Raw genomic sequence first — 14,142 nt, forward strand, 5'->3', positions numbered from 1 at the left:
CCGGGGGGGCCTTCGCGCCTTGGGGCGGCCCGGCGGCGCTCACATGGGCGCACGCTTGGGCATGGTTGAGCGCATGAAGCAAAGCCTCTCGCTGCGCATCTCCCAGCATCTGGCGCTCACGCCCCAGCTGCAGCAGTCCATACGCCTGTTGCAACTGTCCACGCTGGAGCTGAACCAGGAGGTGGAGCAACTGCTGGACGAAAACCCGTTCCTGGAACGCGCCGACGACAGCGCCGAGCGTGAGGCCTTTGGCCTGGAACAGGCCGACACACCGGCGGTGAACGACGAAGACCACGGCGACACGGTCAGCAGCGGGCCCATCGACGGGCCCTCCGAGCACGTCCAGGAGACAAGCACCGAGGCAGCCAGCGAAGAGTCGGCGGCGGTGGATCTGGCGAGCGATGGAGACTGGGAAGGGGATGGCAGCGTGGAGCTGGCCCCTGACGACAGCGAATGGGGCGGCGACGCCCCCCCGCGCAACGGCAAGCAAGATGACGACGAGGCGGCGGACGCCACCGAACTCGCGCGCGCGCACGAAACCCTGCAGGACCACTTGCGCCAGCAAGCCTTGGCCTTGCGGCTGGCACCGGCCGACCGTGCCGCGCTGCTCTTCCTCGTGGAGTCGCTCAACGACGACGGCTACCTGGAAGACTCGCTCGAGACGCTGGCCGCCAGCCTGGCAGGCGACGACCCCACCCAGCTCGAGGAACTGCTGGAGCACTTCCAGCTCGCGCTGCGCCTGCTGCAGCAGATGGAACCCTCGGGCGTGGGGGCGCGTTCGCTCAGCGAATGCCTGCGCCTGCAGTTGCAGCAGCAAATGCAGGAGCTGCCGCCCTTGCCCCTGGCGTCCACGGCGCCCCAAAAGCAAGACACCTGCGGCCCACTGCGCCAAACCCTGGCGCACGCGCTGCGCCTGATCGAGCAGCCGCCAGAACTGCTGGCACGGCGCGACCTGCGCCGCCTGACCCAGCTCACCGGCGGCGCGGGTGCGGCGGGCGAGGCGTTGACCCGCGAGGCCCTGGCCTTGATCGCGCGGTTGGAACCCAAGCCCGGGCGCCGTTTCGTGGACGTGGAACGCCACATCATCACGCCCGACGTGCTGGTGCAGCGCGTGGGCGGCAATGCCAGCAACGCGCGCTTTCGCGTCATGCTCAACCCCGACGTGATGCCCCGCCTGCGCGTGCACGACATCTACGCCAACGCGCTCAAGGGGCAGCGTGGTTCGGGCGGGGGCACGCGCGATTCCAGCAGCCACGCCGCGCTGCAGCAGCGCCTGCAAGAGGCGCGCTGGTTCATCAAGAACATCCAGCAGCGCTTCGACACCATCCTGCGCGTGGCCAACGCCATCGTGGACCGGCAGAAGAACTTCTTCGTCCATGGCGAACTGGCCATGCGACCGCTGGTGCTGCGCGAAATCGCCGACGAGCTGGGCCTGCACGAGTCCACCATCAGCCGCGTGACCACGGCCAAGTACATGTCCACGCCTTACGGCACCTACGAACTCAAGTATTTCTTCGGCTCCGGACTGGGCACTGAATCGGGCAGCAGCGCTTCCAGCACCGCGGTGCGGGCCTTGATCAAGCAGTTCGTGGGCGCGGAGAACCCCAAGAAACCCTTGTCCGACAGCCAACTCTCGGACATGCTCAAGGAACAGGGCATCGAGTGCGCGCGCCGCACCGTGGCCAAGTACCGCGAGACGCTCAAAATCGCCCCGGCGAATTTACGCAAGACGCTCTGAGCGCCTCGCCTTCCCCCTCATGAATGATCTACAGCTCTTCCTGCCCTGCGCCGCCGGCGTGGAGGACTTCCTCGCGACCGAGGTCCAGGCCATCACGGGGGCCTCAGGTGAGGCCCTGCGCAAGGGCCGAGGCGGTGTCGCGGTGCGGGCCAGCTGGCACGACGCACTCAAGCTCAACCTGCACAGCCGATTGAGCCAGCGCGTGCTGGTGCAGCTGGCCCACCGTCCCTACCGCGATGAGCAGGACATCTACGAGGCTGCCAGCGGCGTCGCCTGGGAGTTGTGGTTCACCGCCAAGCAGAGCTTCAAGATCGAGCTGACCGCGCAGCACAGCCCGCTCAAGAGCCTGAACTTCGCGACCCTGCGCGTCAAGGACGCGGTGGCCGACCGCTTCCGCGACAAGAGCGGTGCGCGCCCGGACGTGGACACGCAATGGCCAGACGCGCGCATCCACGCCCACCTGACGCGTGAGCAGGTGACGCTCTACATCGACACCTCGGGCGAGCCGCTGTTCAAGCGCGGCTGGCGCGAAGACAAGGGCGAGGCGCCGCTCAAAGAGACCCTGGCCGCCGCGATGCTCGCGGCATCCGGATGGGGCGGCGTCTGGAACCCGGGGGCGACGCCCCTGCCGCTCTACGACCCCTGCTGTGGCAGCGGCACCATCGCCATCGAAGCCGCGCAAATCGCCTGCCGCATGGCCCCGGGCCGGCAGCGCCGCTTTGGCTTTGAACGCCTGCTGCCTTTCCAGGCTGCGGCCTGGCAACGCATCAAGGCCGAGGCGGAAGCCGCCATCCGCCCGCTGGCCGAGCCCCTGGTGTTCGGCAGCGACGTGGCCCACCGCATGGTGGACTTCGCCCAGCGCAACGCCGAGCGCGCCGGGGTGGCCAGCGCCGTGGAATTCCGCGGCGGCGACGCGTTGCAGCGCATGCCCCCGAGCGACAAGCCAGGGGTCCTGCTGCTCAACCCGCCTTACAACGAACGCATCGCCGTCGCCGGCATCGCGCGGGGGGATCGCACCCGCGCAGACGCGGGTGGCGCCCAGCGGGCGGCGCGCGAGACGGCGCAGACCGAGGACGGGGGCGAATTTTTCTCCCGCCTGGCCTCGCATTGGAAAAAGAACTACGCGGGCTGGACGGCCTGGGTGCTCACGCCCGACCTCAAGCTGCCGGGCCGCATGCGCCTGAAGGAAACCCGGCGCGTGCCACTTTGGAACGGACCCATCGAGTGCCGCATGTTCCGCTTCGACCTGGTGGCGGGAAAAATGGAGACCGCACAGAATGTCACTGACCACTGATGCACGCACCCGTCGGCTGACCGCCCTGCTGGGCACCGAGTTGCCCATCATCCAGGCACCGATGGCCGGCTCGCAAGGCAGTGCCCTGGCGCTGGCCGTGTGCGCGACCGGGGGTCTGGGCTCGCTGCCCGCCGCTGCGCTCACGCCCGAGGCCCTGCGCGCCGAGCTGAGCCTGCTGGGCGAACAAAGCCAGGGCCGGCCCTGGAACGTCAATTTCTTCTGCCACCAACCGCCCGTGCCGGACGCGGCGCGTGAGGTGGCCTGGCGCCAGAGCCTCGCGCCCTATTACGCCGAATACGGCATCGATCCGGCCCAGGTCCCCACGGGCGCGGGCCGCAGCCCCTTCAGCGCGGCCCTGGCCGACTTGGTGGAGGAGTTCCGCCCCCCGGTGGTGAGCTTCCACTTTGGCCTGCCGGCCCCCGATTTGCTGGCACGCGTGCGCGGCTGGGGTTCGAAAATTCTGTCCAGTGCCACCACGGTGGAAGAAGCTCTGTGGCTGGAACGCCAGGGCGTGGACGCCGTCATCGCCCAAGGCCTGGAAGCGGGCGGACACCGCGGCCATTTCCTGTCGCGTGAGGTCAGCACCCAGATGGGCACCTTCGCCTTGCTGCCCCAGATCGCGCGCGCCGTGCGCATTCCGGTGATCGCGGCGGGCGGCATCGTTGACGCGGCGGGCGTGGCCGCCGCTTTGGCGCTCGGCGCCTCCGGTGTGCAAGCGGGCACGGCCTACCTGCTCTGCACCGAAGCCACCACCAGCCCCGTGCACCGCGCCGCGCTGCAAGCCGAAGCGCGGCGCATCGCGCAGGGCGAGACCCCGCGAGGCACGACCCTGACGACGCTGTTCACCGGCGGCGCGGCGCGCGGCCTGGTGAACCGCGCCATGCGCGAACTCGGCCCCCTGCACAACGCCGCGCCCGCCTTCCCCCTGGCGACGGCGGCCATCACCCCCCTGCGCGCAGCCGCTGAAAAAACCGGCCTGGACGATTTTTCGCCGCTGTGGTGCGGTCAGAACCTCAGCGCCTTGACGGTGGACCGTGGCATCAGCGCGGCCGAGGTCACTCGCGCCCTCGCGCGGGGTCTGCACGATTGACCGACATGGCTCCGATCGCAGGGGCGAAGAGGCGCCCGCCCTTCGCTTCATCGCGCCAACTCACCGTGACGGGCACGGCATGATCCCGCCCGCCCGCCCAGCCCAGCCAACGCTGGTCCTCGACACCAATGTCGTGCTGGACCTGCTGCTCTTCGCCGACCCGGCCACCCCCGCCTTGCGCGCGGCGCTGGATGCCGGTCAACTGCGCTGGGTGACCACGGCCGTCATGCGCGAGGAACTGCGCCGCGTGCTGGCCTACCCGCACATCGCCGCGCGCATGGACTTCCACCAGCGCCCCGCCGATGCCCTGCTGGCCGATTACGACGCGCAGGTGGAATTGATGGGGGTCGCACCCAAGGCCCCCTACACCTGCAAGGACGCTGACGATCAAAAGTTCATCGACCTCGCCTACCAACTGGGCTCGGCTGGCGCCGCCACCCTGTTGCTGAGCAAGGACAAGGCCGTGCTCAAGCTCAAGAAAAGACTGGCGGCTCATGGGGTGATCGTCTCCACCCAGCTGGGCTATGCTGCGAACACCCTGGTTTCTGCATAGCGCCATACCCCCCATCATGAGCAACGACAGCCCGAACACCGCCCCCCACGCGGTCCTGCGCCAACGCCAGGACTTCCAGTTCGACATCGATTTCGGCGCGCCCCGTCCCACGCTGCTGGCCGATGAGAACCCTCCGCTGGGCCAGGGCGCAGGCCCCTCGCCGGTTCAGCTGCTCTGCGCGGCCGTGGGCAACTGCATGGCGGATTCGTTGCTGTTCGCGCTGCGCAAGTTCAAGCAGCAACCCGAGCCCATCACTTGTGAAGTACGCGCCGACATTGGCCGCAACGAACAGAACCGGCTGCGCGTGCTGGGCCTGGACGTGGCGCTGACGCTGGGCGTGCCCGCCGCTCAGTTGGAACACCTGGACCGCGTGCTCGCCCAATTCGAGGACTTCTGCACCGTGGGCATGAGCGTGGCGCAGGGCATCCCTTTGCGCCTCAGCGTGAAAGATGCGGCAGGCCAGCCACTCAAGTGAGCTGAAGGTCTGTCTCTTACGCGGGGATCTTTCGTGCGGTCCCGCGGCTCAGCTGAAACGGCGGTAGGCCCAGGCACCCAGGCCAAACAGCACGATCACCCACGCCAGGACAAAAGCCGCCGCCATTGCGACGCTGACGGGACGGTCCACCACGGCCTCGGCCCGTTCCCGGGCGGTCACCATGACGGGCGGAGGCATCAGGCGCAGAACCAGGGCCAGGCCCAGGGGCACGAGGATCACGTCGTCCAGATAACCGAGCACGGGGATGAAGTCGGGGATGAGGTCGATGGGGCTCAGAGCATAGGCTGCCACCAGCAAGGCCAGCAGCCGCACCGCCCACGGCGTGCGCGCATCCCGGGCCGCGAAGTACACGAGCAGGGTTTGACGTTTCAAACCCCGCGCCCACTCCCGCAGCGTCCCCCTCATGGCCCGCGATCCCCCGCGCTCAGGCGGGCACCGGCGCGGCCCAGGCGCCGTTGACGGCCACGCGCTCCACCACGCGCTCATCGCCCAGCACGATGAGCGCGAACAGCAGCTCGTCGAGGTTGCGCGCTTGCGCGGTCTTGCGCGCCAGCAGGGGCGTGGCGGCGGGATTGAGCACGAGGAAGTCAGCCTCGTGGCCGGGCTGCAGATTGCCGATCACGCCCTCTAGCCCCAGGGCTTGGGCGGCGCCGGCCGTGTGCAGCCACCAGAGTCGCTGCGGACTCAAGGACAGGCCCGGCTTGGCCACACCTTCTCGCCCCACGTAGTAGGCCGCCAGCATGGTGCGAAAGGGACTGAAGCTGGTGCCGCCGCCCACGTCGCTGGCCAGGCCGTAGCCGTGGCCCACGCGGTCCGCGCCAGCGTAGTCGAAGAAGCCGCTGCCCAGGAACAGATTGCTCGTTGGGCATACGGCGGCCACCGCGCCGCGGTCGCGCATCAGGGCGCGGTCCGCGTCATCGACGTGGATGCAGTGGGCGTAGACGGCACGCTCGCGCAGCAGGCCGAATTCTTCATAGACGGAGAGGTAGCTGCGTGACTGCGGAAACAGCTCATGCACCCAGGCGATCTCTTCGCGGTTTTCGGCCACATGAGACTGGATCCAGACATCCCTGTACTTCGCGGCCAGTTCACCGGCGCCGCGCAGTTGCCGCTCGCTGGAGGTGGGCGCGAAGCGCGGGGTGATGGCATACCCCAGGCGTTCCACGCCGTGCCACTTGCGGATCAAGGTCTCGGTGTCAATCAAGCTCTGCTCGGTCTCGTCGCGCACGCCGTCGGGAGAGTGGCGGTCCTGCAAGACCTTGCCCGCGATCAGACGCAGTCCGCGCGCCCGCGCTTCGCTCATCAAGGCGTCAACCGATGAAGGGTGGGAGGTGGCGAAGGTCAGCGCCGTCGTGACGCCGTTGCGTTGCAACTCGTCAAGAAAGAAGCGCGCGACTTCCGCGGCGTAGGCAGGGTCGCCAAAGCGGCTCTCGTGCGGAAAGGTGTAGTTCTCCAGCCAGGGCAGCAGCCCATCGGCGGGCGAGCCAATCACATCCGTCTGAGGGTAATGGATGTGCAGATCGACAAAGCCCGGCGCCAGGATGCGGCCCGGCAGCGGCGTTACCGCCAGCCCGGGAAAGGCACTGGCCAACCTGGCTTGCAGGGCCCCGTAGTCCCCGGCGAGTTGCACCACTTGTCGACCCGTCGCGTCCGGGCCTATGACCAGCACTCCGTCTTCGTCGTAGAGCACCTGGCCCTGTTGATTGAAACGCAACAGTGCGGATCGATAGGCATGCATCATGCCGACGAGCTTAACCTTTCTGGACCGATTCGAGCCGAAACCCATTAGCATCCTGGCTCATGCGCACCAAGCCGCCAACCGCCGCCCGCACGTCGAGGAACGTTGCGCTGGAGCTTGGTTTCCGGCGCTGCGCCCAGGATCTGCGCGGGCTGCTCCTGACCACGCCCCTGGCCTGGTTGATGGTGGGATGGCTCTGCTGGGATCGGGTGCCCATGGAGCGACTGGGCGGGTGGCTGGGCGGATTTGCGGTCAGCTGGATGATCGCGCTGCTGCTGCTCACCCTGCTGCTGCGGCTGCCATCCCCACAACGCCGCCGCCATGGCTGGCTGCTCCACGGAGCAGCGGCGCTCGATGGCATGGCCTGGGCGGCCATGGTGCCCCTGCTGATGCCAGACAAGGGAGCCAATGCGCTACTGCCTTGGCTGATCGTGCTTCTGTGTGGCGGCGCGGCCGTGACGGCGCCCATCTATGCCTCTTATGTCCGCGCCCACTTTTCCTACCTGGCGGGCTTGTTTGGCGTCTTGCTCGGACATGCCCTGTGGCAGTACCAGGACTTGGCGCATCTGAGCATCACCCTGGGGCTGATCCTCTTCCTCGTGCTGCTGACCTGGCACATCCGCCGCATCGGCCATTCGGCGGAGGAGGCCCTGCGCCAGCAGCTGAAGAACACCGCGCAGAACGAGCGTCTGGCCGGTCTGCTGCGCGTGGCGCGGCGCGATGCCGAGACCGACGCCCTGACGGGCCTGGCCAACCGGCGCCTGCTGGACAGCACGCTGTCGAGCCGTTGGCAAGTCGGCGGACTCAATGATCGGCGGGAACGCCCGCTGTCGGTGCTGATGCTGGACCTGGACCATTTCAAGCGCGTGAACGACACGCACGGGCATGACGTGGGTGACCAGATCCTCAAGGCTTTCGCGGCCCGCACCAGCCAGCAACTGCGCAAACCCGATTTGTTCGCGCGCTACGGCGGCGAGGAGTTCACCGTGCTGCTGCCCGGCACCGACGCACCCAAGGCTTTGGTGATCGCGGAGCGCGTGCGCGCCGCGATCGCGGGCATGCCCTTGATCGCCGAGCCGCCGGTACCGATCACGGTGTCCATTGGCGTGGCGCAGCGCAAGCCGAACGAAAGCACGGAGGCCCTGCTCGCGCGCGCCGACGTGGCGCTCTACGCCGCCAAGCAGGGCGGGCGCAACCGCGTGATGCTGGCGGAGTGAGCCCCGGAAATCGGTGATCCGCGCTCAGCGGCCAGCCACGGGAATCGCGCGTGTTCGGCCCCACAGCACGACAGCCACCAGCAGGATCAGCACGATATTCATCGGCAACACCGCCATCTCGCCGCGCACGGCGTGAAAGCCCATTGCGAGTCCCTGCAGCACCAGCAAGCCCAGGGCGGCCAAGGCGGTCAGCCGGGGCCGGATGCGCGTGAGCGTGGGCAGAAAAATGCCCAAGCCGCCGAGCAAATCAGCGATGCCCGTCACCGGCACCAGGGAGGGCAGCTCCGCGGTCCACGGCATCATCCGGGCCAGCTCCACCGCGGGCGTCGCGAGCTTGGTGTACCCCGCGTAGACAAAGAAGATCGCCAGCAAGCCTTGGATCAGCCACAGGACGATGTTGAGAACAGTTCTGGCACGGCCTGGGGCCATGGCGTCGGACTTCATGAAAAAACTCCTTTGGGTTGTGGCCCCCGCCTACCAGGGGCACTGCAGCGAAGGTAAGGCCGCCGAAGCATTTACGGAAGCGATAAAAATTCGATGAAAATCATCTCCAAAGGAGATGGATGATGATTGGCTCGCTCACCTTGGACCAGCTGCGTGTGCTGGTGGCGATAGAAGAGACGGGCAGCTTTTCCGCTGCCGGCCGAAGGTTGCGCCGGGTGCAGTCCGCCATCAGTCACACCGTGCAGGCGCTCGAAACGGCGCAGGGCATCGATCTGTTCGATCGCAGCGGGCGCGTGCCGCGCTTCACCGAAGCGGGCCGGGTACTGGCGTCACAAGCGCGCCAGGTGCTCCGCCAAGCGGAGGCCTTCGAGCGCGCGGCCAAGTCCATGGCCACCGGACTGGAACCCGAGTTGAGCCTTGCGGTGGACAGCTTCGTGCCCACGGGGCCCTTGATCCGCGGCTTGGCCGGGCTGCAGGCGCAGCACCCCGATCTCACCGTGACCCTGTTCACCGAAGGCATGGGCGCGGCCGAACGCAGGGTGAGCGAGGGTTCCGCCACCCTCGGGCTTTGCGTGCTGCTGCCCTCCATGAACCAGGATCTGCAGGCCAGCGCATTGACCGAGGTCACCCTGGTGCCCGTGGTGTCATCCACCCACGCCTTGGCGCGCGAGACCAGGGCGCTGACGCGCGACATCCTGGCGGAGCATGTGCAATTGATCTTGACCGATCCACTGCAACGGCCAGGCCCGAGCTTCAGCGTGGTGAGCCCCCGCATCTGGCGCTTCGTCGAGATCGCTCGCCGCTTGGAATTCCTGCTCGCGGGTTTCGGCTGGGGCACGATGCCGCTGCACTTGGTGCAGCAGCATCTCGAAGCGGGCCGGCTGGTAAGGTTGCCCATCGACGACCCCGGACTGCTGCCCGGTTCCATCGGCCTGTTTGCCATCCACCAACGCCAGCGGCCCTTGGGCGTTGGCGCACGCTGGCTGCTGGCCGAATTGCAGCGGCAACGCTGGTTCGATTAGCGTGTGTCAGCTGGCGGCCTTGGCATGACGGTGCTCATTTCGGCAAACGGGTCGGCACCCCGTCGACCAGCCAGTTCATGCTCAGAATCTGCGCGTCACTCAAGGTCTGGCCGCGTGCGATGACGACATGGCCTTCGTTGTCACGCACCTCGGCCACGGCATGGAAGGGATGCAGACGGCCCGCGGCGATGTCACGCTGGCGTGCCAGCACTTCCTCGCGCACCTGGGGCGGCACCTTGGGGCCAAAACCCTCCACACGGATCATGCCGTCCTTGACGCCACCCCAGACCGTGCCGCTCTTCCAGGTGCCGTCCAGCACGGCCTGCACGCGGCGGGTGTAGTACTCGCCCCATTGGTGGGTCACGGCGACGATCTGCGCATCGGGCGCGATCTTGCGCATGTCGGAGTGATAAGCCACGGCCAGGGCGCCGCGTTCTTGGGCGGCGGTCATGACCGCCGGGCTTCCAGTGTGGAAGGCCAGCACCTGGGCACCCTGGTTGAGCAGGCTCAGCGCCGCCTCGCGCTCCTTGGGCGGATTGAACCACTCGCTGATGAAGAGCACACGCACCGTGGCCTGCGGATTGACCGAGCGCATGCCCAAAGTAAAGGCGTTGATGCCCTGGAGCACCTCGGGGATGGGGAAGCCCGCCACGTAGCCGGCCTGGGTGGCCAGGCGCCCCGCCGCCACGCCCGCGAGGTAGCGGCCCTCGTAATAACGCGCGTTGGCCGCGGCCACGTTGGGCGCGGTCTTGTAGCCGGTGATCGACTCGAACTTCACGTCCGGAAACTCCGCCGCCACGCGCAGCGTCGGTTCCATGTAGCCAAAGCTGGGCGTGAAGATAAGCTTGTTTCCTTGCTGCGCCAGGTCACGGATCACGCGCTCGGCGTCCGCGCCCTCGGGCACGTTCTCGACATAGCTGGTGCGTACCTTGCCACTGTCCTTGAATGCGGCCTCGACGGCCAGGCGCCCGTCCTCGTGCTGGCGCACCCACCCCGCGTCGGTGAGCGGGGCAACATACACGAAGGCGGCCTTGAGCGGCACTGGAGCTGGAGCTGGCGCCGTTGCTGGAGCAGGCGCTGGCCCCGCAGGCCGGGCGGACTGGGAAAAAACAGGGGGGCAAAACAAGGCGGCTGCGAACGCCAGGCATGGCGCGGCCACGAGGTTTTTGTACATGGTGTTCCTCTACATGATCCCGGAATAAAAACGCGCGCGGCCTGGGACACAGCCGCGCGCGGGCCGATTTTCCCACGAACTTCCAGGACGCCACGGCGCACCACCGGCGCGGCCCCGCATGTTGTTGCAAGTGCATCTCAATTGCAGGCGTGCCAAACCAGGGTAAGAACCCTGGAAAAGTGAAAAAGTCCTCCTAGAATCCGCCCCACGCTTGAGGCAAAGTCGTCGCCAGGCTGGTGCGCCGCCTCTTCCTTTCAACACGAAAAGAAGGTGCTCCTATGGTGCAGCTCTCCAGACGCCAGTTCATGAAAGTGACTGGCACCACGCTGGCGGGTTCGAGCCTGGCGCTGATGGGCTTTTCGCCCGCCACCGCCTTGGCCGACGTCCGACAGTACAAACTCTCCGCCGCCACCGTCACCCGCCAGACCTGCACGTATTGCTCGGTCGGTTGCGGCATCCTGATGTACTCGCACGGTGATGGCGCGAAGAACGTGCGCTCCACGGTGTTCCACGTCGAGGGCGACCCCGACCATCCGGTGAACCGCGGCACGCTGTGCCCCAAGGGCGCGGGCCTGCTGGACATCATCAACAGTCCCAACCGCCTGATGTACCCCGAGTACCGCGCGCCCGGCTCCAACGAGTGGAAGCGCATGTCCTGGGACGAGGCACTGGACCGCATCGCGAAGCTTCTCAAGGCCGACCGCGACGCCAACTTCGTTGAAAAGACGGCGGACGGCCTGACGGTCAACCGCTGGCTCACCACCGGCATGCTGGCGGCTTCCGCCTCCAGCAACGAAGCTGGTTACATCACCCACAAGGTCGCCCGTTCCTGGGGCCTGCTCGCATTCGACAACCAAGCCCGTGTCTGACACGGCCCGACGGTGGCAGGTCTTGCCCCGACGTTTGGCCGTGGAGCGATGACGAACCATTGGGTCGACATCAAGAACGCGGATGTGATTTTGATTATGGGCGGCAATGCCGCCGAGGCGCACCCCTGCGGATTCAAGTGGGTGACGGAAGCGAAGGCGCACAACAAGGCGCACTTCATGGTGGTGGACCCGCGCTTCAACCGCTCGGCGTCCGTGGCCGACTTCTACGCGCCGATCCGTTCCGGCAGTGACATCGCCTTCCTGGGCGGGATCATCAATTACCTGCTGACGAACGACAAGATCCACCATGAGTACGTGAAGGCCTACACGGACTTCACCTTCATCGTGCGCGAGGACTTCAAGTTCGACGAGGGCATCTTCTCCGGCTACAACCCCGAGAAGCGCACCTACGACAAGGGCAGCTGGGACTACGAGCTGGGAGCGGATGGGTTCGTCAAGACCGACCCCACGCTCAAGCATCCACGTTGCGTCTACCAGCTGATGAAGCAGCACTACGCGCGCTACACGCCCGAGATGGTCGAGCGCGTCTGCGGCACGCCTAGGACCAAGTTCCTGCACGTGGCCGAACAGTTCGCGTCGACGGCCGTGCCGGGCCGCGCGGCCACCATCATGTACGCGCTGGGCTGGACGCAGCACAGCACGGGCGCGCAGATGCTGCGCACCGGCGCCATGGTGCAGCTGCTGTGCGGCAACATCGGCGTGGCGGGCGGCGGCATGAACGCGCTGCGCGGCCACAGCAACATCCAGGGCCTGACGGACCTGGGCCTGCTGTCGGGCAGCCTGCCGGGCTACCTCACCCTGCCGGGACAAGCCGAGCAAGACTACGCCAAGTACATCGAAGTGCGCGCGCAGAAGCCCCTGCGCGCCAACCAGATGAGCTACTGGCAGAACTACGGCAAGTTCCACGTCAGCCTGATGAAGGCCTGGTACGGCCCCGCCGCGACCAAGGAGAACAACTGGGCCTTCAACTACCTGCCCAAGCTCGACAAGCAGTACGACATGCTGCAGGTCTTCGAACTGATGCACCAGGGCAAGGTCAACGGCTACATCGCCCAGGGCTTCAACCCCATCGCCTCTCTGTCCAACAAGGACCGCGTGCGCGATGGGCTGTCCAAGCTCAAGTTCCTGGTCGTGATGGATCCGCTGGCGACGGAAACGGCTGAGTTCTGGAAGAACCACGGCGAATACAACGACGTGGACACCGCGCAGATCCAGACCGAGGTGTTCCGCCTACCGACCACCTGCTTCGCGGAGGAAGACGGCGCGGTCGTCAGTTCCTCGCGCGTGCTGCAATGGCACTGGAAGGCGGCCCAACCCCCGGGTGAGGCGCGCACGGACATCCACATCATGTCCTCGCTGCACCAGCGCATGAAGACGCTGTACGCCAAGGACGGCGGCAAGTTCCCGGACCCCATCCAGAACCTCTGGTGGCCGTACGCGAAGGCCGAGGAACCCTCGCCCGAGGAAGTGGCCAAGGAGTACAACGGTCGCGCCCTGGTCGATCTGATCGACCCCAAGGACAAGGCCACCGTGCTGCGCAAGGCGGGCGAGCAGGTCTCCGGCTTTGGCGAGTTGCGTGACGACGGCACGACGATCAGCGGCTGCTGGATCTACGCCGGCGCCTGGACCACCGCGGGCAACCAGATGGCACGGCGCGACAACAGCGACCCCACCGGCATCGGCAACACGCTCAACTGGGCCTGGGCCTGGCCGGCCAACCGCCGCGTGCTGTACAACCGCGCGTCCTGCGACCCCAGCGGCAAGCCCTTCAACCCCAAGCGCAAGCTGGTGGCCTGGAACCCGGCCGCCAACGGTGGCGCGGGCGGCTGGGGCGGCGCGGACGTGCCGGACTTCGGTGGCACGCTCGCGCCCGAGACCGGTGCCGGGCCCTTCATCATGAACCCCGAGGGCGTGGCCCGCTTCTTCGCGCGCAAGGGCTTGAACGAAGGTCCCTTCCCCGAGCACTACGAGCCCTTCGACACGCCGCTGGGCTACAACCCGCTGAACCCGAAGAACCCCAAGGCGACCAGCAACCCGGCCGCGCGCGTGTTCCCGGAAATCTGGAAGACCTTCGGCGAGGCCAAGGACTACCCGCACGTCGGCACCACCTACCGACTGACCGAGCACTTCCACTACTGGACCAAGCACGCGGTGCTCAACGCCATCACCCAGCCCGAGCAGTTCGTCGAGATCGGCGAAGCCCTGGCCAAGGAGGTGGGCGTGAAGACCGGCGAGCGCATCCGGGTCTCGTCCAAACGCGGTCACATCGTGGCGGTGGCGCTCGTCACCAAGCGCATCAAGCCGATGCAGGTGGACGGCAAGCCGCTGCACCACGTGGGCATCCCCATCCACTGGGGCTTCACCGGCGTGACCAAGAAGGGCTACCTGGCGAACACGCTGACGCCTTTCGTGGGCGATGGCAACACCAACACGCCCGAGTTCAAGACCTTCCTGGTCAAAGTTGAAAAGGCCTAAAGGAAGCTGCC

General features: G+C 67.1%; 12 protein-coding genes. 8 read left to right on the plus strand and 4 right to left on the minus strand.

The annotated features are described in order from the left end of the window. Positions 1-73 precede the first annotated feature (73 nt). From rpoN to HGR_RS05005, 5 genes are all read left to right on the plus strand, one after another. Positions 74-1,738, plus strand: coding sequence for an RNA polymerase factor sigma-54 (rpoN, locus tag HGR_RS04985; protein WP_039852452.1), 1,665 nt, complete (start codon positions 74-76; stop codon positions 1,736-1,738). A gap of 19 nt (positions 1,739-1,757) precedes the next feature. After that, positions 1,758-3,032: a THUMP domain-containing class I SAM-dependent RNA methyltransferase gene (locus tag HGR_RS04990; protein ID WP_006297030.1), complete on the plus strand. Its 1,275-nt coding sequence runs from the start codon at positions 1,758-1,760 to the stop codon at positions 3,030-3,032. Next, positions 3,016-4,122, plus strand: a complete 1,107-nt coding sequence (locus HGR_RS04995) for an NAD(P)H-dependent flavin oxidoreductase (RefSeq protein WP_050797396.1) — start codon at positions 3,016-3,018, stop codon at positions 4,120-4,122. Before HGR_RS04990 ends, HGR_RS04995 begins: the two co-directional genes overlap by 17 nt. Before the next feature lie 79 nt (positions 4,123-4,201). After that, on the plus strand, positions 4,202-4,675 hold the full coding sequence (locus tag HGR_RS05000) for a PIN domain-containing protein (RefSeq protein ID WP_006297032.1): 474 nt from the start codon (positions 4,202-4,204) through the stop codon (positions 4,673-4,675). A 16-nt stretch (positions 4,676-4,691) separates the two neighbouring features. After that, entirely contained in the window at positions 4,692-5,150 is a 459-nt protein-coding gene (locus HGR_RS05005) for an OsmC family protein (protein WP_006297033.1), read from the plus strand. Between the two features lie 48 nt (positions 5,151-5,198). Here the strand turns inward: HGR_RS05005 and HGR_RS18065 are convergent, their stop codons facing one another. Together HGR_RS18065 and guaD are read right to left on the minus strand one after the other, a co-directional pair. Further along, complete coding sequence (locus HGR_RS18065; protein WP_406564756.1) at positions 5,199-5,543, minus strand: YkvA family protein; 345 nt, start codon at positions 5,541-5,543, stop codon at positions 5,199-5,201. 52 nt (positions 5,544-5,595) lie between these two features. Further along, entirely contained in the window at positions 5,596-6,909 is a 1,314-nt protein-coding gene (gene guaD / locus HGR_RS05015) for a guanine deaminase (RefSeq protein WP_039852456.1), read from the minus strand. Between the two features lie 62 nt (positions 6,910-6,971). Between guaD and HGR_RS16745 the strand changes: the two genes are divergently transcribed. Next, the gene (locus HGR_RS16745; RefSeq protein WP_006297036.1) at positions 6,972-8,126 is read left to right on the plus strand and encodes a GGDEF domain-containing protein; all 1,155 of its coding nucleotides are present in this window, start codon (positions 6,972-6,974) and stop codon (positions 8,124-8,126) included. 24 nt (positions 8,127-8,150) lie between these two features. Here the strand turns inward: HGR_RS16745 and HGR_RS05025 are convergent, their stop codons facing one another. After that, on the minus strand, positions 8,151-8,570 hold the full coding sequence (locus HGR_RS05025) for a DoxX family protein (RefSeq protein ID WP_006297037.1): 420 nt from the start codon (positions 8,568-8,570) through the stop codon (positions 8,151-8,153). A 122-nt stretch (positions 8,571-8,692) separates the two neighbouring features. Here HGR_RS05025 and HGR_RS05030 point away from each other — a divergent pair, with 122 nt between their 5' ends. After that, positions 8,693-9,592 carry a LysR family transcriptional regulator gene (locus HGR_RS05030; protein ID WP_006297038.1) on the plus strand — a complete coding sequence of 300 codons (900 nt, stop codon included), beginning with the start codon at positions 8,693-8,695 and terminating at the stop codon, positions 9,590-9,592. A 34-nt stretch (positions 9,593-9,626) separates the two neighbouring features. Here the strand turns inward: HGR_RS05030 and HGR_RS05035 are convergent, their stop codons facing one another. Further along, positions 9,627-10,766, minus strand: a complete 1,140-nt coding sequence (locus HGR_RS05035) for a BMP family ABC transporter substrate-binding protein (protein ID WP_039852431.1) — start codon at positions 10,764-10,766, stop codon at positions 9,627-9,629. A gap of 278 nt (positions 10,767-11,044) precedes the next feature. Between HGR_RS05035 and fdnG the strand changes: the two genes are divergently transcribed. Further along, complete coding sequence (gene fdnG, locus HGR_RS05045; RefSeq protein WP_138922401.1) at positions 11,045-14,131, plus strand: formate dehydrogenase-N subunit alpha; 3,087 nt, start codon at positions 11,045-11,047, stop codon at positions 14,129-14,131. Positions 14,132-14,142 lie beyond the last annotated feature (11 nt).

The organism is Hylemonella gracilis ATCC 19624 (genome assembly GCF_000211835.1).
In the GTDB taxonomy this organism is placed as follows: Bacteria; Pseudomonadota; Gammaproteobacteria; order Burkholderiales; family Burkholderiaceae_C; genus Hylemonella; species Hylemonella gracilis.